The sequence below is a fragment of the Streptomyces sp. NPDC110618 genome (assembly GCF_055657065.1).
Genome location: NZ_JBVKBN010000011.1, coordinates 48,520 through 65,658, shown reverse-complemented (window position 1 = coordinate 65,658; position 17,139 = coordinate 48,520). Strand labels below are relative to the sequence as shown.

The 17,139-nt window shown below is 70.2% G+C and carries 15 protein-coding genes; 4 read left to right on the top strand and 11 right to left on the bottom strand.

The annotated features are described in order from the left end of the window. Positions 1 to 59 precede the first annotated feature (59 nt). On the top strand, positions 60 to 1,493 hold the full coding sequence (locus ACZ7L7_RS20025; RefSeq protein WP_285513608.1) for a cytosine permease: 1,434 nt from the start codon (positions 60 to 62) through the stop codon (positions 1,491 to 1,493). 59 nt (positions 1,494 to 1,552) lie between these two features. On the opposite strand, the gene ACZ7L7_RS20020 is transcribed toward ACZ7L7_RS20025, so the two are convergent. The 4 genes from ACZ7L7_RS20020 to ACZ7L7_RS20005 form a co-directional block, all read right to left on the bottom strand. After that, entirely contained in the window at positions 1,553 to 2,641 is a 1,089-nt protein-coding gene (locus tag ACZ7L7_RS20020; RefSeq protein ID WP_471427531.1) for a branched-chain amino acid aminotransferase, read from the bottom strand. A gap of 237 nt (positions 2,642 to 2,878) precedes the next feature. Continuing rightward, positions 2,879 to 3,922, bottom strand: coding sequence for a 3-isopropylmalate dehydrogenase (locus ACZ7L7_RS20015; RefSeq protein WP_471427533.1), 1,044 nt, complete (start codon positions 3,920 to 3,922; stop codon positions 2,879 to 2,881). Positions 3,923 to 4,062: 140 nt separating this feature from the next. Continuing rightward, positions 4,063 to 4,191 carry a hypothetical protein gene (locus tag ACZ7L7_RS20010; protein WP_093723005.1) on the bottom strand — a complete coding sequence of 43 codons (129 nt, stop codon included), beginning with the start codon at positions 4,189 to 4,191 and terminating at the stop codon, positions 4,063 to 4,065. Positions 4,192 to 4,451: 260 nt separating this feature from the next. Further along, positions 4,452 to 5,006: a GNAT family N-acetyltransferase gene (locus ACZ7L7_RS20005; protein WP_471592976.1), complete on the bottom strand. Its 555-nt coding sequence runs from the start codon at positions 5,004 to 5,006 to the stop codon at positions 4,452 to 4,454. A gap of 108 nt (positions 5,007 to 5,114) precedes the next feature. Here ACZ7L7_RS20005 and ACZ7L7_RS20000 point away from each other — a divergent pair, with 108 nt between their 5' ends. Further along, entirely contained in the window at positions 5,115 to 5,321 is a 207-nt protein-coding gene (locus ACZ7L7_RS20000; protein ID WP_453606641.1) for a DUF5988 family protein, read from the top strand. A gap of 66 nt (positions 5,322 to 5,387) precedes the next feature. Here ACZ7L7_RS20000 and pruA read toward each other — a convergent pair whose 3' ends face one another. Both pruA and ACZ7L7_RS19990 read right to left on the bottom strand, forming a co-directional pair. Then, complete coding sequence (gene pruA, locus ACZ7L7_RS19995; RefSeq protein WP_471427537.1) at positions 5,388 to 7,019, bottom strand: L-glutamate gamma-semialdehyde dehydrogenase; 1,632 nt, start codon at positions 7,017 to 7,019, stop codon at positions 5,388 to 5,390. A gap of 39 nt (positions 7,020 to 7,058) precedes the next feature. After that, on the bottom strand, positions 7,059 to 7,985 hold the full coding sequence (locus ACZ7L7_RS19990; protein ID WP_472076699.1) for a proline dehydrogenase family protein: 927 nt from the start codon (positions 7,983 to 7,985) through the stop codon (positions 7,059 to 7,061). A gap of 163 nt (positions 7,986 to 8,148) precedes the next feature. On the opposite strand from ACZ7L7_RS19990, the gene ACZ7L7_RS19985 reads away from it, so the two are divergent. Continuing rightward, positions 8,149 to 9,333 carry a PucR family transcriptional regulator gene (locus tag ACZ7L7_RS19985; protein WP_471592977.1) on the top strand — a complete coding sequence of 395 codons (1,185 nt, stop codon included), beginning with the start codon at positions 8,149 to 8,151 and terminating at the stop codon, positions 9,331 to 9,333. Here the strand turns inward: ACZ7L7_RS19985 and ACZ7L7_RS19980 are convergent. Further along, complete coding sequence (locus ACZ7L7_RS19980; protein ID WP_453606631.1) at positions 9,330 to 9,908, bottom strand: TetR/AcrR family transcriptional regulator; 579 nt, start codon at positions 9,906 to 9,908, stop codon at positions 9,330 to 9,332. The genes ACZ7L7_RS19985 and ACZ7L7_RS19980 overlap by 4 nt on opposite strands. Before the next feature lie 97 nt (positions 9,909 to 10,005). Between ACZ7L7_RS19980 and ACZ7L7_RS19975 the strand changes: the two genes are divergently transcribed. Continuing rightward, positions 10,006 to 11,553 (top strand): MFS transporter, encoded by a 1,548-nt coding sequence (locus ACZ7L7_RS19975; protein WP_472076697.1) that lies wholly within the window; start codon positions 10,006 to 10,008, stop codon positions 11,551 to 11,553. A gap of 68 nt (positions 11,554 to 11,621) precedes the next feature. Here the strand turns inward: ACZ7L7_RS19975 and serA are convergent, their stop codons facing one another. The 4 genes from serA to ACZ7L7_RS19955 form a co-directional block, all read right to left on the bottom strand. After that, positions 11,622 to 13,211, bottom strand: coding sequence for a phosphoglycerate dehydrogenase (gene serA, locus ACZ7L7_RS19970; RefSeq protein ID WP_093722998.1), 1,590 nt, complete (start codon positions 13,209 to 13,211; stop codon positions 11,622 to 11,624). A 232-nt stretch (positions 13,212 to 13,443) separates the two neighbouring features. After that, a complete protein-coding gene (ilvC, locus tag ACZ7L7_RS19965) occupies positions 13,444 to 14,442 on the bottom strand; it encodes a ketol-acid reductoisomerase (protein ID WP_093722997.1) in 999 nt (332 codons plus the stop codon). A gap of 118 nt (positions 14,443 to 14,560) precedes the next feature. Continuing rightward, a complete protein-coding gene (ilvN, locus tag ACZ7L7_RS19960) occupies positions 14,561 to 15,085 on the bottom strand; it encodes an acetolactate synthase small subunit (RefSeq protein ID WP_093722996.1) in 525 nt (174 codons plus the stop codon). Between the two features lie 21 nt (positions 15,086 to 15,106). After that, positions 15,107 to 16,954, bottom strand: a complete 1,848-nt coding sequence (locus ACZ7L7_RS19955; RefSeq protein WP_453606624.1) for an acetolactate synthase large subunit — start codon at positions 16,952 to 16,954, stop codon at positions 15,107 to 15,109. Positions 16,955 to 17,139: the final 185 nt, after the last annotated feature.

Sequence of the window (17,139 nt, the reverse complement as noted above, 5' to 3'; positions counted from 1 at the left end):
GTGACTCACATTGAGTGGCGTTCTAAGCACTGCGCAAGGCGAGGCGAAGGAGAGCGGGCATGCTCAGGGAACAGCGCGGCGTCGACACCATCCCCGAGGAGGAACGCACCAGCGGGCCCCGCGACCTCGTCTCGATCCTGCTGGGCTCCAACCTCTGCCTCGGTGTGATCGTCTTCGGCTGGCTGCCGCCGTCCTTCGGCCTCGGCTGGTGGGCCTCGGTCAGCTCGATCCTGGTCGGCACCGCCGTCGGCACGGCCCTGACCGCCCCGCTCGCCCTGATCTCCCTGCGCACCGCGACCAACCTGTCCACCTCCTCGGGCGCCCAGTTCGGCGTGCGCGGTCGGCTGGTCGGCTCGGTGGTCGGCCTGCTGCTCGCCCTCGGCTACACCGCGCTGACCGTATGGATCGGCGGCGACGTGATGCTCGGCGCCCTGAACCGCCTGTTCGGCCTCCCCGTGAACGACCTCTCCTACGGCGTCGTCTACGGCCTGCTCGCCGCGGCGACCGTCGCGGGCGCGGTCTACGGCTACCGCGTGCTGCTCGCCATGTCCCGCGTCCTCGCGGTCGGGATGACGGCCCTGCTGGTGCTCGGAGTCCTCGCCTACGCCCCGGACTTCACCACGTCCGCGCTCCCCGAGGCGGGCGGCTATCTGCTCGACGGGTTCTGGCCGACCTGGCTGCTGGCCGCCGTGGCCGCGGGCCTGTCCGGCCCGGTCGCCTTCATCACCCTGCTCGGCGACTACACCCGCTACATCTCCCCGGCCCGCCACTCCTCCCGCACGGTCCTGCGCGCGACCTGGTTGGGCCTCGCCCTCGGCCTGCTGGTGCCGCAGCTCTTCGGCACCTTCACCGCGTACGCGGCCCGTGCCGCCCTCGACTACGCCGGTCCCCTGGTGGACGCGGCGCCCACCTGGTACCTGGTGCCGCTGCTGCTCGCGGCGAGCGCGGGCTCGGTGGGCAACGCCGGTCTGATGCTCTACTCCATGGGCCTCGACCTGGACGCCATCCTGCCGCGCGCCTCCCGGGCCACGGCCACCTACACGGTCGCCGCCGTCGCCACGGTGTGCGTCTTCATCGGGCACTACGCCTCGACCGCACAGGACGCGATGACGTCGTTCGTGCTGCTGCTCACCGCGATCGGCACCCCGTGGGCGGTCATCACCCTCATCGGCTTCGCCCGCTGCCGCGGGGTCTACGACGCGGACGCCCTCCAGGTCTTCAACCGCCGCGCGCGGGGCGGGATCTACTGGTACCGGGGCGGCTGGCACCTTCCGGCCACGGCCTCCTGGGCGCTGGGCGCGACAGTGGGCGTGCTGGCGGTGGCGCTGCCGTCGTACGAGGGGCCGCTGGTGGCGTGGACGGGCGGGGTGGACGTGAGCTTCGTGCTGTCGGGGGTGGTGGGGGGCCTGGCCTACGTGGTGTCCACGCCGGGAACCGCCGAGGCCGGGGTGGACGTTTCAGCCCGTCCGGCGTTTGAGGACGAGGCCGTTTAGGCCGAAGCGGGGGCCCGGGGGCGGCAGCCCCCGGACGCCCGCCCCCGGCGCCGGGTGCCTCAGCCCAGCGGGTGCATCCAGCCGTGCTTGTCCTCGGCCGTACCCCGCTGGATGTCGAGCAGGGCCTGGCGGAGCCGGAGCGTGACCTCGCCGGGCTCGCCGCCGCTCTGCTGCCACTCGGCGCCGGTGCGCTTGACCGTGCCGACCGGGGTGATCACCGCGGCCGTACCGCAGGCGAACACCTCGGTCAGGGTGCCGTTCTCCGAGTCGCGCTGCCACTGGTCGACGGAGATCCGGCCCTCCTCGGCCTCGTAACCGAGGTCACGGGCGACGGCGAGCAGGGAGTCGCGGGTGACGCCCTCCAGGATCGAACCGGTCAGCCGGGGGGTGACGATCTTGTTGCCGTACACGAAGTACAGGTTCATGCCGCCGAGTTCCTCGACCCACTTGCGCTCGACCGCGTCGAGGTAGCAGACCTGGGCGCAGCCCTCGGCCGCCGCCTCCGCCTGCGCGAGCAGCGAGGCCGCGTAGTTGCCGCCGGTCTTGGCGTCGCCCATGCCGCCGGGCACCGCGCGGACGTGGTCCTCGGAGACCCAGATGGAGACCGGCTTGACGCCGCCCGGGAAGTAGGCGCCGGCCGGGGAGGCGATGACCAGGAACAGGTACTCGTTGGCCGGCTTCACCCCGAGGCCGACCTCGGTGGCGATCATGAACGGACGCAGGTAGAGGGACTCCTCACCGCCGTGCGCCGGAACCCAGGCCGCGTCCTGCCTGACCAGCGCGTCGCACGCCTCGATGAAGGTCTCGACCGGCAGCTCCGGCATGCCCAGGCGCCGGGCGGAGGCCTGGAAGCGCTTGGCGTTCTTGTCGGGGCGGAAGGTGGCGACCGAGCCGTCGGGCTGGCGGTAGGCCTTCAGGCCCTCGAAGATCTCCTGCGCGTAGTGCAGGACCATGGTGGCCGGGTCGAGCGGGATCGGCGCGTACGGGACGAGCTGACCGTCGTGCCAGCCGCGGCCTTCGGTCCACTTGATGGTCACCATGTGATCGGTGAAGTGGCGGCCGAACCCCGGGTTGGCCAGGATCGCCGCGCGCTCGGCGTCGGCGAGGGGGCTGGCGGAGGGCTTGAGCTCGATCGTGGGCGTCGTCATGAGTGTGTCCTTCACCGGTTGTCGTGACGGGCCGCGCTCACGCCCGTACTGCCAGTGGCCAGTGCTAGGACGTCCGAGCATTCCCTCATTCCGCGGCTCCGCGTTCGATTATCGCGCGCGGGGTGCCACGGAAGAAAACGGCGTGAATGCGGCCCAGGGTTCGATGGTCCCACCCGGCGGCGGACATGGGAAAGCCGCCGGGCGTTCAGGACCCGGCGGCTTTGGTGCGCGACCGGGTCAGCCGGCTACGCGTACCGCGAGCGCGTCACCGATCTCCGCGGTGGAGCGGGCGGGCTTGCCGGTGCGCTCGGCGAGGTCGGCGGAGACCGCCTCCTCGATCCGGGCGGCCTCGGCGTCGTAGCCGAGGTGACGCAGCAGCAGGGCGACGGACAGAACCGTGGCGGTGGGGTCGGCCTTGCCCTGGCCGGCGATGTCGGGCGCGGAACCGTGGACCGGCTCGAACATCGAGGGGTACTCGCCGGAGGGGTTGATGTTCCCGCTCGCGGCGACGCCGATTCCGCCGGAGACGGCGGCGGCGAGGTCGGTGATGATGTCGCCGAAGAGGTTGTCGGTGACGATGACGTCGAACCGCTCGGGCTGGGTGACCAGGTAGATGGTCGCCGCGTCGACGTGCATGTACTCGGTGGTGACCTCGGGGAACTCCTCGGCCACCTGGTTGAAGATGTTGGTCCACAGGTGACCGGCGAAGGTCAGCACGTTGTTCTTGTGGATCAGCGCGAGCTTCTTGCGCGGCCGGGCCTGGGCGCGGGCGAAGGCGTCCCGGACGACCCGCTCGACACCGAACGCGGTGTTGACGGAGACCTCGGTGGCGACCTCGTGCGGGGTGCCCTTGCGGATGGTGCCGCCGTTGCCGGTGTACGGGCCCTCGGTGCCCTCACGGACGACCACGAAGTCGATCGACGGCTCACCGGCCAGCGGGGTGGCCACCCCGGGGAGGAGCTTCGACGGACGCAGGTTGACATGGTGGTCGAAGGCGAAGCGCAGCTTCAGCAGGAAGCCGCGCTCCAGGACGCCGGAGGGGACACTGGGGTCGCCGATGGCGCCGAGCAGGATGGCGTCGTGCTGCTTGAGGGCGTCGAGGTCGGCGTCGGTGAGGGTCTCACCGGTGGCGTGGTAGCGCCGGGCGCCGAAGTCGTAGTCCTTGGTCTCCAGCTTCACATCCTGCGGAAGGACGGCGGAGAGGACCTTGAGACCTTCGGCCACGACCTCCTGGCCGATGCCGTCACCCGGGATCACTGCGAGATTGATGCTGCGAGACATGTCGGCACCCTACTCCTCGTCCCAGGGGATGACATGCCATGTCCGCGATACGGACAGCCGGGTCGAGGCGCGGCGCGCGGGACGAGCCCGGCGCCGCGCCTCGCCCGGGTGCGGCTCCCGGTGGTCAGGGGCGGCGCGGCTCAGTGCCCGGTGGAGCCGCCGTTGTCGCGGCGGTCGAGGGCGCGCTGGAGCGCGGCGGCGGCGTTCTTGCGGTCGGACTCGCTCGTACGGGAGTGGTGACGGACGCGGCGGACGGTCGTCTCGGCCATGAGAAATCGACTCCTTCGAATTCCTGGAGCGCAAAGAGGGGTTACGAGACGCCGGTTGGGCGGGGAGCGGTGCCGCAGGGGTTGCCTGCACGGGGCCCGGCTCTCGACCGCCATTCGCTTGATCGAGCGAGACGTTCGGCTCCTACAAAGTTAAGGGAGGGTGGCTTTTCTGTCTCCACAATTAGTCGGACTTCCTACTATCTGAGACGGCACCACCGGACCCACACCGCTGACCTGCGGTTTCGCCGATGTCGTGTGGGTTACAGCACGTCGCCGTCGCGCCAGTCGAAGACCAGATCCCGCTCCTGTTCCACGTCCAGGGGACCGGCGAGTCCGGGCAGCACAAAGGTGGTCCCCTCCTCGTCGGGCAGCCGGACCACACCCTCCGTACCGAGCGCGCAGATACGCCCGGACCACACCTGCCAGCCCCGCGACGCGTACAGCGCGGCGCCCTCGTCGCTGGCGGAGAGCATCCCGGCGTCGTATGCCTGCGCCACGACCCGCTCCAGTTCCGCCATGACCCGCCCGCCGAGCCCGGCACGCCGCAGGTCGGCGCGGACGCCGACGCCCTCGACGTACCCGACGCGCAGCCAGCGCCCGCCGTGGCGCACCCGGCGCATCACCACGGCCCCGTGCGCAACGGGCCGCCCGCCCTCCTCGTAGGCGATGGTGTGCAGTCCGCCGAGGCAGTGCTCGAAGTCCTCGTCCGCGAAGTCCCCGTCGAAGACGTCGTCCAACAGGGCGCGCAGGGTCTTCAGTTCGGCCGGGGTGAGGTCGGCGGTGTGGACGGTGCGCAGGACGTGGGAGGTGGTCATGACCCCAGTATCGAACGGTGCTGACGGCGACCGATGGGACTCGGCCACTCGACTGATCCCCGGGCGCGGCCGGGGACTACCGTGGGTGCGAGGGGAACGGTGATCGGCATGAACGACACGGCGAAGGTGTTTCTCGAAGGCGGGCCGGACGATCTGCCCGAGCGGATCGTGCCGACCCCGAGCCCGGGCCCGGATGTGAAGGTCGAGCTGCGCAACGGCTACGAGCACTTCCGGCCGACCTCGCGCCGGGCGGACACCCCGGAGGGGGAGCTGCCGGTGTACGAGTGGTGGGAGCGCACGGAGATGCCGGGCTAGCGCCCCCGGGAACGACAGGACAGGGGCCGGGCAGTGTGCCCGGCCCCTGTCCTGTGCGACGGGGTGTCAGCCCATGTGCGGGTAGGTGTAGTCGGTCGGCGGGACCAGCGTCTCCTTGATGGCGCGGGTCAGCGTCCAGCGCATCAGGTTCTGCGGGGCGCCGGCCTTGTCGTTGGTGCCGGAGGCGCGGCCGCCGCCGAAGGGCTGCTGGCCGACGACGGCGCCGGTCGACTTGTCGTTGATGTAGAAGTTGCCGGCCGCGTAGCGCAGCTTCTCCATCGTGTACGCGGCGGCGGCGCGGTCGCCCGCGATGACCGAGCCGGTCAGCGCGTAGTCGGAGACCGACTCCATCTGCTCCAGCATCTCGTCGTACTTGTCGTCCTCGTAGACGTGCACGGCGAGGATCGGGCCGAAGTACTCGGTGGTGAACACCTCGTTCGCCGGGTCGGTGCACTCGATGACGGTCGGGCGGACGAAGTAGCCGACCGAGTCGTCGTAGGAGCCGCCCGCGACGATCGTGCAGGCCGGGTCCTGCTTGGCACGGTCGATGGCGGCCTTGTTCTTGGCGAAGGCACGCTCGTCGATGACGGCGCCGATGAAGTTCGACAGGTCGGTGACGTCACCCATGGTGATGTAGTCGACCTCGGAGGCGAACTCCTCCTTGAAACCGGAGTTCCAGATAGACGCCGGGATGTAGGCGCGGGAGGTCGCCGAGCACTTCTGGCCCTGGTACTCGAAGGCACCGCGGGTCAGCGCGGTCTTCAGCACCGCGCGGTCGGCGCTCGGGTGGGCGACGACGAAGTCCTTGCCGCCGGTCTCACCGACCAGACGCGGGTACGAGCGGTACTTCTCGATGTTGGCGCCGACCGTCTTCCACAGGTACTGGAAGGTCTTGGTGGAGCCGGTGAAGTGGATGCCCGCGAGGTCCCGGTGCTCCAGGGCCACCTTGGAGACCTCGATGCCGTCGCCGGTGACGAGGTTGATGACGCCCTTGGGCAGACCGGCCTCCTCCAGCAGCCGCATCAGCAGCACGGCGGCGTGGGTCTGCGTCGGGGACGGCTTCCACACGACGACGTTGCCCATCAGCGCGGGAGCGGTCGGCAGGTTGCCCGCGATGGCCGTGAAGTTGAACGGCGTGATCGCGTAGACGAAGCCCTCCAGCGGGCGGTGGTCCAGGCGGTTCCACACGCCCGGGGAGTTGGCCGGGGGCTGCTCGGCCAGGATCTGGCGGGCGTAGGCGACGTTGAAGCGCCAGAAGTCGACCAGCTCGCAGGGGGTGTCGATCTCGGCCTGCTGGGCGGTCTTGGACTGGCCGAGCATGGTCGAGGCGGCCATGGTCTCGCGCCAGGGGCCGGCCAGCAGTTCGGCGGCGCGCAGGATGATCGCGGCGCGGTCGTCGAAGGACATCGCGCGCCAGGCCGGGGCGGCGGCCAGCGCCGCGTCGATGGCGTCCTGGGCGTCCTGCTGGGTGGCGTTGCGGTAGGTGCCGAGCACGGCCTTGTGGTTGTGCGGCTGCACGACCTGGAAGACCTCGCCACCGCCCATCCGCTTCTCACCGCCGATGGTGCAGGGCAGGTCGATCGGGTTGTCGGCCAGCTCCTTGAGCTTGGCCTCCAGCCGGGCACGCTCGGGCGAGCCGGGGGCGTAGCCGTGCACCGGCTCGTTGACGGGGGTGGGGACCTGGGTCACAGCGTCCATGAGATCCGTAACTCCTTGTACGTGAGCGGGTGTTTCGGGCTAGCCCTTGCTGACCATCGACCTGAGGAAGAACCGCAGGTTGGCGGGCTTCTCGGCGAGGCGGCGCATGAAGTAGCCGTACCAGTCGGTGCCGTACGCGGTGTAGACGCGCATGCGGTGGCCCTCGGCGGCCAGGCGGAGGTGTTCCTCGCCGCGGATGCCGTAGAGCATCTGGAACTCGTACTCGTCGAGCTTGCGCCCGGCGCGCCGGGCCAGCTCCTGGGCGATGGTGATCAGACGCGGATCGTGGGACCCGATCATCGGGTACCCGGAGCCCTCCATGAGGATGCGCATGATCCGGACGTACGCCTTGTCGATCTCGGCCTTGTCCTGGTACGCGACCTCGGCGGGCTCCTTGTAGGCGCCCTTGACGATCCGGACGCGGCTGCCGTTCTCGGCGAGCCGGCGGGCGTCGGCCTCGGTGCGGAACAGGTACGCCTGGATCACACAGCCGGTCTGCGGGAAGTCCTTCCGCAGCTCCTCGTGGATGGCGAACATCGAGTCGAGGGTGGTGTGGTCCTCGGCGTCGAGGGTGACGGTGGTGCCGATCTCGGCGGCGGCCTCGACGACCGGGCGGACGTTGGCGAGCGCCAGCTCGTGGCCGCCGGGCAGCGCCTGGCCGAACATCGACAGCTTCACGGACATCTCCGCGCGGGTGCCCAGCTCCAGGCCCTTGAGCCGGTCGATCAGCTCCAGGTAGGCGTCCCGGGCGGCCTCGGCCTGCTCGGGGGTGGTGATGTCCTCGCCGACCACGTCCATGGTCAGCTCCAGGCCCTTGGCCGTGAGGTCCTCGATGATCGGGACGATCTCGTCCACGGTCTCGCCCGGGATGAAGCGGTCCACGACCTGCTTGGTGACCGGGGCCGCCGAGACCAGACGTCGCATCCGGTCGCTGCGCGACGCGGCGAGAATCACGGGACCCAGCACGGGGCACCTCCACAAACCATCAGAGACTGGCCGAAACCCAACGCATGGGAAACAGCACGGAGAACCACCGTGAAACCTAAGGATCCCTCCGATCGTCGGCCATCGACAGCTGTCACGCATCCGTGCCGCAGATCTCATACAGATGTATGAGGGCCCTCGGGAAATGAGGGAGAATGCCCGCGTGACGCCTGAATACAAGGCCGACTACCAGGAGCTGGTCGACGAGATCTCTCAGCTGCTGGGCGCCCCGGCGACCCTGGAGAACCGCGACTTCGAGCTGATCGCCTTCGGCGCCTACGACAGCGAGGACGAGCTGGACGCCTCCGCGCTGGACCCGGTGCGCACCCGCTCGATCCTGACCCGCCGCTCCACGGCGGCCGTCCGCACCTGGTTCGAGGGCTTCGGCATCACCCGGGCGACCGCACCCGTCCGGATCCCGCCGACCCCGGAGGCGGGCGTCTACCGTGGCCGGATCTGTCTCCCGGTACGCCATCGGGGTGTCGTGTTCGGCTACGTCTGGCTCCTGGACGACGACCCGGGCCCCACCGACCGCCAGCTCGCCGCCGCGATGGACGTCACCGCCCGGATCGGCGACCTGCTCGCCGACGAGGCCCAGCACGGCGCCGACCTCAGCCGGGAGCTGCGGGCCGTGCTGACCGCCGAGCGGGACTGGCAGCGGGACATGGCGATCGCCGAGCTGCGCACCGCCCTCGGCACCCGCGCCGACTCCCTCCACACGATGGTCTGCGTGGCCCCCTGGCCCTCCGCCGACCCGGACGACGCGCCCTCGGTGCGCACGGTGCCGGGCGCGACGGCCCTGTGCACGGTGCCGTGGGGCGCGGCGGGCCACTGTCTGGCGCTGCTGATCCGGCTGCGGTCCGCGCAGACGCCGACCCCGGCGACCTCGGCGGCCACGCGGCTGCTGGAACGGGTGAGTGGCGGGGGCGCCGGCATCTCCGCCGCGCGCAGCGGGCTCGCGGAACTCGGCGCGGCCTGGCGGGAGGCGTCGGCGGCGGCCCGCGCGGTGCTGGCCGAGCCGCGCCTCGGGCCGGTCGCGGAGTGGGCCCGCATCGGCCCGTACCGCCTGCTGACCGCGCTGCCCCCGCAGACGGCCCAGGACCCGGCGGTGACCCCGCTCCTCTCCCCCGCCCACCGCGAACTGGCCCGCACCGCCGAGGTCTACCTGGACTGCGCGGGACAGGCGGCGCGCACGGCCGCCGAGTTGGGCATCCACCGGCAGACCCTGTACTACCGCCTCTCCCGCGTCGAGCAGCTGACGGGCCTGGACCTGGACGACGGGGAGGACCGGCTGCTGCTGCACATGGCGCTCAAAGGGGCGCGGCTCTAGGAGGCGGCCTCGATGAGCTCCTTGAGCCCCTCCGTGAGGGCGTCGGCGTCGGGGGCGCGCTCGGGGTCGAAGTTCCACTGGACGATCAGGCCCGTCATCAGGGTGGTGTAGAAGCGGCCTAGGGTGTCCAGCCGCTCGTCCGGGATCTCGCCCTCGGGGACGCCCGTGAACAGGGAGACCAGGGCCCGTTCTGCGTCCCGCTGCTGCTTGGCCAAGTGGTCGCGCACGATGGGCAGTTGGTCGCCCATCGCCACGATCTCCATGCTCAGGTGCCACATCGAACCGGGCTCCCGCATGGTGCCGATGATGTTCGACCAGACCTCCCGGAACCGTTCGAGCGAGCCGGGCGGGGCGGTGATGCCTCCGCCCTCCTGGCCGTCGAAGGCGTCGGAGAGGTCGCTGACCAGCGCGAGGTACGCCTCGGCGAGCAGAGCGTCCTTCGAGCCGTAGTGGTAGCCGATCGACGCCAGGTTGGTCCCCGACTCCTTGACGATGTCGCGCGCGGTCGTCCGCGCGAAACCCTTCGCCAGCAGGCAGCGCTTGGCGCCTTCGAGCAGATCCTCACGGTGTCCCATGCGGGCCACCCTACCGCCCGTCCATACAGCCGTCCCATACGACCGTCTTACACAATCGTTCTAGACAAGCGTTTAAGACGCGCGTACATTCACCGCCATGACGACGAACACCACCCCGTCCCTACGCGCCGGACGCCGCGAATGGACCGCCCTCGGCGTGCTGATGCTGCCGCTGATGCTGGCTTCGATGGATGTCTCGGTGCTCTACTTCGCGATCCCGGCGATCAGCGCGGACCTGGAGCCCAGCAGTACCCAGCAGCTGTGGATCTTCGACATCTACGGATTCGTCCTGGCCGGCCTGCTGATGACGATGGGCTCGCTCGGCGACCGGATCGGCCGGCGCCGGCTGCTGCTGTGCGGCGCGGCGGCCTTCGGTGGCGCATCCCTGGTGGCCGCGTACGCCAACAGCGCCGAGACCCTGATCGCCGCCCGCGCGGTGCTCGGCATCGGCGGCGCCACCCTGATGCCGTCGACCATGGCGCTGGTGCGCACGATGTTCACCGACCCCGCGCAGCGCACCAAGGCGATCGGGGTGTGGTCCGGTGTGATGACCTCCGGGATCGCGCTCGGCTCGGTGATGAGCGGGGTGCTCGTGGAGCACTTCTGGTGGGGCTCGGTCTTCCTGGTCAACCTGCCCGCGATGGTCCTGCTCCTGCTGCTCGGCCCGGTCCTGCTGCCCGAGTCCAGGAACCCCGCGCCCGGCCGTTTCGACTGGGTGAGCGTGCCGCTGTCCATGGCCGCCGTACTGCCCGTGATCTACGGGCTGAAGGAGATCGCCGCCAACGGCTGGAGCGCGGCGTACGTCGTCTCGGTCACCGTCGGTCTGCTCTTCGCGGCGCTCTTCGTGCACCGGCAGCGCACCGCGGCCTCACCGCTGATCCCGCCCGCCCTGTTCCGGATCCCCGGCTTCAGCCCGGCGGTCGTGCTCAACCTGGTCTCCGCCTTCGGGATGATGGGCTCGGCGTACTTCACCACGCAGTACCTGCAGTCCGTGCTCGACAAGAGCGCGCTGGAGGCGGCGCTGTGGAGTCTGCTGCCCTCCCTGCCCATCGGGGCGGCGGCGCCGTTCGCGGCCGGGCTGGTGGGCCGGGGTGTGCCGCGCGCCCATGTGGTCGCCGGGGGCTTCGCGGTCGCCGCGTCGGGCTATCTGCTGCTGGCCCTGACCGACTCGGACGACATGTGGCTACTGCTGGCCGCGTGTGCGGTGCTGGCCTGCGGGATCGTCGCCGTGATGTCCCAGCTCACCGACCTCGCGCTGAGCGCGGCGCCGGTGGAGCAGGCGGGCACGGCCTCGTCGCTGATGGAGACCGGCACCGAGTTCGGCGGCGCCCTGAGCATGGCGGCGCTGGGGTCCATCGGTACGGCTGTCTACCGCGCCGATCTGCCGGACGGCACGCCGGAGTCAGCACGCGAGACGCTGGGCGGCGCGCTGGCCGTGGCCGAGCGGATGCCGGGGCGCGCGGGAGAGGCCCTGGCGTCGGCGGCCCGGGAGGCGTTCACGGCGGGGATGCAGGCGGCGGCCGTGGCGGGGGCGGTGCTGCTCGTCGGGGCGGCGGTACTGGGGGCGGTGACGCTGCGGCGGATCAAGGTGCGGGACAGCGAGGACGCTCCGCAGGCCGACGTGCTCAGCCCCTCCGGCGGGTGAGCGGACAACAAAGGACGCCGGACGGGCCGATCTCTCGGTCCGTCCGGCGTCCTCGCAGAACCGGAGCCTCAGACGAGGTTCACCGCGCGGGCCGAGGTGGCCCCGATCTCCTCGGACAGCTCGGCCAGCACCGCCGCCGGAACCGTGTCGTCCACGGTCAGGACGGCCAGCGCCTCGCCGCCGGCCGCCGCACGGGCGACCTGCATACCGGCGATGTTGATGCCCGCCTCGCCGAGGACCCGGCCGACGGTGCCGACGACACCCGGGCGGTCCTCGTAGCGCAGCACCACCATGTGGTCGGCGAGCGCGAGGTCGACGTCGTACTCGCCGACGGCGACGATCTTCTGCAGGTGCTTGGGACCGGCCAGCGTGCCGGAGACCGCGACCTCCTCGCCGTTGCCGAGCGTGCCGCGCACGGTGACGACATTGCGGTGGTCGGCCGACTCCGAGCTGGTGGTCAGCCGCACCTCGACGCCGCGCTCCTGCGCGAACAGCGGGGCGTTGACGTAGGAGACCGTCTCGTCGACGACGTCCTCGAAGACACCCTTGAGGGCGGACAGCTCCAGCACCTTCACATCGTGCTGGGTGATCTCGCCGTACACCTCGACGTCGAGGCGGACCGCGACCTCACCGGCGAGCGCGGTGAAGATCCGGCCCAGGCGCTCGGCGAGCGGCAGACCCGGCTTGACGTCCTCGGCGATCACACCGCCCTGGACGTTGACCGCGTCCGGGACCAGCTCACCGGCGAGGGCCAGGCGCACCGAGCGGGCGACGGCGATACCGGCCTTCTCCTGCGCCTCGTCGGTGGAGGCGCCGAGGTGCGGGGTGCACACGACCTGGTCGAACTCGAACAGCGGGGAGTCCGTGCAGGGCTCCTTGGCATACACGTCGAGACCGGCACCGGCGACCCGGCCCTCCTTGAGGGCGGAGTACAGCGCCTCCTCGTCGACGATCCCGCCGCGCGCGGCGTTGACGATGCGCACGCTCGGCTTGACCTTGCGCAGCGCCTCGTCGCCGATCAGGCCGACCGTCTCGGGGGTCTTCGGCAGGTGGACGGTGATGAAGTCGGAGACCTCAAGCAGCTCGTCCAGGGACAGCACCTTGACGCCCATCTGCGCGGCGCGGGCCGGCTGGATGTAGGGGTCGTAGGCGACGACCTTCATGCCGAAGGCGGACATGCGCTGGGCGACCAGGGCGCCGATACGGCCGAGGCCGACGACACCGAGGGTCTTCTCGGCCAGCTCCACGCCCGTGTACTTGCTCCGCTTCCACTCGCCGTTCTTCAGCGCGGCGTTGGCCTGCGGGATGTTGCGGGCGGTGGCGAGGATCAGACCGCAGGCCAGCTCGGCGGCGGTCACGATGTTGGAGGTGGGGGCGTTGACGACCATCACGCCGGCCTTGGTGGCGGCGGAGACGTCGACGTTGTCCAGGCCGACGCCGGCTCGCGCGACGACCTTGAGCCTGTTGGCGGCTGCAATGGCCTCGGCGTCGACCTTGGTGGCCGAACGGATCAGGATCGCGTCCACGTCGGCGATGGCCGGGAGCAGCTCCGCCCGGTCGGCGCCGTTGCAGTGGCGGATCTCGAAGTCGGGGCCAAGCGCGTCGACAGTCGCGGGCGACAGCTCTTCAGCGATGAGTACGACGGGTTTCGAGCTCACGTGAGTCCTCACATGTGCGATGCGGACGGCCGTCCCGACGGCCGCAGGCGGTGGAGGGGGGCTTGCCGCGTGGAAGACGCACGACGCTGTGGGCCTGACGCGTATGTAGTACGGCAGTGTAGTGCCGTGGCGGAGGCGGTCTCACGCCTCCTCGTAAGGATCACCCGTCCGTGGTTGGACGCGGTGGACAACAGGGCCGGAGCGCTTGCTCCGGCCCTGTTGCGCATGAGGCTTACGCCTCCTCGTTCACCCAGCTCATGAGCTTGCGCAGCTCCTTGCCGGTGGTCTCCAGCAGGTGCTCGGAGTCCGCGTTCTTGTACTCGTTGTACTTCTTCAGACCGCCGTGGTACTCGTCCATCCACGCCTGCGCGAAGGTGCCGTCCTGGATCTCGGCGAGGACCTTCTTCATCTCGGCCTTGGTGGCGTCGGTGATGATCCGCGGGCCGGTGACGTAGTCGCCCCACTCGGCGGTCTCGGAGATCGACCAGCGCATCTTCTCCAGGCCGCCCTCGTACATGAGGTCCACGATCAGCTTCAGCTCGTGCAGGCACTCGAAGTAGGCGATCTCCGGCTGGTAGCCGGCCTCGGTCAGGGTCTCGAAACCGGCCTTGACCAGGGCGGCGGTGCCACCGCAGAGGACGGCCTGCTCACCGAACAGGTCGGTCTCGGTCTCCTCGGTGAAGGTGGTCTTGATGACGCCGGCGCGGGTGCCGCCGATGCCCTTGGCGTAGGACAGGGCGAGCGCGAAGGCGTTGCCGGAGGCGTCCTGCTCGACGGCGGCGATGCAGGGAACGCCGCGGCCCTCCTCGTACTGGCGGCGGACCAGGTGGCCCGGGCCCTTCGGGGCGACCATGCAGACGTCGACGCCGGCCGGGGGCTTGATGAAGCCGAAGCGGATGTTGAAGCCGTGGCCGAAGAACAGGGCGTCGCCGTCGTTGAGGTTCGGGGCGATGTGCTCCTCGTAGACCTGGGCCTGGATCGGGTCCGGGACCAGGATCATGATGACGTCGGCCTCGGCGGCGGCCTCGGACGGCGTCACGACGCGCAGGCCCTGCTCCTCGGCCTTCGCCTTGGACTTGGAGCCCTCGTGCAGACCGACGCGGACGTCGACACCCGAGTCACGGAGCGACAGCGCGTGGGCGTGGCCCTGGCTGCCGTAACCGATGACCGCGACCTTGCGGCCCTGGATGATGGACAGGTCGGCGTCGGCGTCGTAGAACAGCTCGGCCACTTTGGGTTCTCTCCTTGGGTGCAGGTGTTGCGTCCCACCGTATGACGGCGGGCGGAAGGGAAGTTCTAGGGTCTCGGAATGCGGGCGGCCGGTGTGTCCCGGCCGCCCGGATCCGTCGTTATGCCGAACGGTCGAGGGCGCGCAGCGACCGGTCGGTGATCGAACGCGCGCCGCGGCCGATCGCGATGGTGCCGGACTGGACCAGTTCCTTGATGCCGAAGGGCTCCAGCATCTTCAGCATGGCCTCCAGCTTGTCGCTGGAGCCGGTGGCCTCGATCGTCACGGCCTCGGGCGAGACGTCCACGGTCTTGGCGCGGAACAGCTGGACGATCTCCACGATCTGGGAGCGCGTCTCGTTGTCGGCGCGCACCTTCACCAGAACGAGTTCGCGCTGAACGGCCGAACCGGGTTCCAGCTCGACGATCTTCAGCACGTTGACGAGCTTGTTGAGCTGCTTGGTCACCTGCTCCAGCGGCAGATCGTCCACGCTGACCACGATGGTGATGCGGGAGATGTCGGGGTGCTCGGTGACACCGACCGCGAGCGAGTCGATGTTGAAGCCGCGGCGGGAGAACAGGGCGGCGATCCGCGCCAGGATGCCGGGCGTGTTCTCCACCAGGACCGAGAGCGTGTGCTTGGACATGATCTTCTACGTCTCTCTCGCTCAGTCGTCTTCGTTGTCGCCGAAGTCGGGGCGGACGTCCCGGGCGGCCATGATCTCGTCGTTGGAGGTGCCGGCGGCGACCATCGGCCACACCATGGCGTCCTCGTGGACGACGAAGTCGATGACGACCGGACGGTCGTTGACGGAGTTCGCCTCCTCGATGACCTTGTCGAGGTCGGCGGGGTCCTCGCAGCGGATGGCGTAACAGCCCATCGCCTCCGACAGCTTCACGAAGTCCGGGACGCGGGTGCCGCGGGCCTGCGGGTTGACGTCGTCCGGACCGGAGTGCAGCACGGTGTTGGAGTACCGCTGGTTGTAGAACAGGGTCTGCCACTGGCGGACCATCCCGAGGGCGCCGTTGTTGATGACGGCGACCTTGATCGGGATGTTGTTCAGGGCGCAGGTGGTCAGCTCCTGATTGGTCATCTGGAAGCAGCCGTCGCCGTCGATCGCCCAGACCGTCCTGTCCGGCGCGCCGGCCTTGGCGCCCATGGCGGCGGGGACCGCGTAGCCCATGGTTCCGGCGCCGCCGGAGTTCAGCCAGGTGGCGGGCTTGTCGTACTGGATGAAGTGGGCGGCCCACATCTGGTGCTGGCCGACGCCCGCCGCGAAGATCGTGCCCTCGGGGGCGAGCTGCCCGATCCGCTGGATGACCTGCTGCGGGGAGAGCGAGCCGTCCTCGGGCTGGTCGTAGCCGAGCGGGTAGGTCTCGCGCCAGCGGTTGAGGTCCTTCCACCAGGCCTCGTACTCGCCCTTGTGACCCTCGCTGTGCTCCTTCTGCACGGCCTGGATCAGGTCGGCGATGACCTCGCGGGCGTCGCCCACGATCGGCACGTCGGCGGCGCGGTTCTTGCCGATCTCGGCCGGGTCGATGTCCGCGTGGACGATCTTGGCGTACGGGGCGAAGCTGTCCAGTTTGCCGGTGACGCGGTCGTCGAAGCGGGCGCCGAGGGCGACGATCAGGTCGGCCTTCTGCAGCGCGGTGACGGCGGCCACCGAGCCGTGCATACCGGGCATGCCCAGGTGCTGCGGGTGGCTGTCGGGGAACGCGCCGAGCGCCATCAGGGTGGTGGTGACGGGGGCGCCGGTCAGCTCGGCCAGGACCTTCAGCTCGGCCGTGGCGGACGCCTTCAGCACACCGCCGCCGACGTAGAGGACGGGGCGCTTGGCAGAGGTGATCAGCCGGGCGGCCTCGCGGATCTGCTTGGCGTGCGGCTTGGTCACGGGCCGGTAGCCGGGCAGGTCCATGGTGGGCGGCCAGGAGAAGGTGGTCTGCGCCTGGAGGGCGTCCTTGGCGATGTCGACCAGGACCGGGCCGGGGCGGCCGGTGGCGGCGATGTGGAACGCCTGCGCGATCACCCGCGGGATGTCCTCGGCCTTGGTGACCAGGAAGTTGTGCTTGGTGATCGGCATGGTGATGCCGACGATGTCCGCCTCCTGGAAGGCGTCGGTGCCGATCGCCTTGGAGGCGACCTGACCGGTGATCGCGACCAGCGGCACGGAGTCCATGTGCGCGTCGGCGATCGGGGTGACCAGGTTGGTGGCGCCGGGGCCCGAGGTGGCCATGCAGACGCCGACCCTGCCGGTGGCCTGCGCGTAGCCGGTGGCCGCGTGGCCCGCGCCCTGCTCGTGCCGGACCAGGACGTGCCGCACCTTCGTGGAGTCCATCAGCGGGTCGTACGCCGGGAGGATCGCACCACCGGGAATGCCGAATACCGTGTCGGCGCCGACCTCCTCAAGGGAGCGGATGAGGGACTGCGCTCCCGTGACGTGCTCGGGCGCGGACTGCTGTCCTCCGGAACGGGGCCGCGGCTGCGGATGATGGGCCCCGGTGGCCTGCTCGGTCATCGGCATTCTCTTCTCGATGCTGAGGGTTTTTGCGAAGTTTGTGCGGTGTACGACGGGTGCTGGTGCAACAAAAAACCCCTCGTGCCGTAAGGCAAGCGAGGGGAGCGCGCCGGAGTGGGTCGCTGAGCGGTCGTGGCTCAGCGTCAGCCGACGCGCTTTCCAAGTACGAGAATTCGGGTGCGCAT

What these genes read in the sequence shown, in the direction of transcription:
- ACZ7L7_RS20000 (WP_453606641.1), top strand. Translation starts at nt 5,115, where the DNA reads ATGAACGACACGGCGAAGGTGTTTCTCGAAGGCGGGCCGGACGATCTG.
- ACZ7L7_RS20025 (WP_285513608.1), top strand. Translation starts at nt 60, where the DNA reads ATGCTCAGGGAACAGCGCGGCGTCGACACCATCCCCGAGGAGGAACGC.
- ACZ7L7_RS19980 (WP_453606631.1), bottom strand. Translation starts at nt 9,908, where the DNA reads ATGGGACACCGTGAGGATCTGCTCGAAGGCGCCAAGCGCTGCCTGCTG.
- ACZ7L7_RS20010 (WP_093723005.1), bottom strand. Translation starts at nt 4,191, where the DNA reads ATGGCCGAGACGACCGTCCGCCGCGTCCGTCACCACTCCCGTACGAGC.
- ACZ7L7_RS19985 (WP_471592977.1), top strand. Translation starts at nt 8,149, where the DNA reads ATGAGGGAGAATGCCCGCGTGACGCCTGAATACAAGGCCGACTACCAG.
- pruA (WP_471427537.1), bottom strand. Translation starts at nt 7,019, where the DNA reads ATGGACGCTGTGACCCAGGTCCCCACCCCCGTCAACGAGCCGGTGCAC.
- ACZ7L7_RS20020 (WP_471427531.1), bottom strand. Translation starts at nt 2,641, where the DNA reads ATGACGACGCCCACGATCGAGCTCAAGCCCTCCGCCAGCCCCCTCGCC.
- ACZ7L7_RS20015 (WP_471427533.1), bottom strand. Translation starts at nt 3,922, where the DNA reads ATGTCTCGCAGCATCAATCTCGCAGTGATCCCGGGTGACGGCATCGGC.
- ACZ7L7_RS20005 (WP_471592976.1), bottom strand. Translation starts at nt 5,006, where the DNA reads ATGACCACCTCCCACGTCCTGCGCACCGTCCACACCGCCGACCTCACC.
- ilvN (WP_093722996.1), bottom strand. Translation starts at nt 15,085, where the DNA reads ATGTCCAAGCACACGCTCTCGGTCCTGGTGGAGAACACGCCCGGCATC.
- ACZ7L7_RS19955 (WP_453606624.1), bottom strand. Translation starts at nt 16,954, where the DNA reads ATGACCGAGCAGGCCACCGGGGCCCATCATCCGCAGCCGCGGCCCCGT.
- ACZ7L7_RS19975 (WP_472076697.1), top strand. Translation starts at nt 10,006, where the DNA reads ATGACGACGAACACCACCCCGTCCCTACGCGCCGGACGCCGCGAATGG.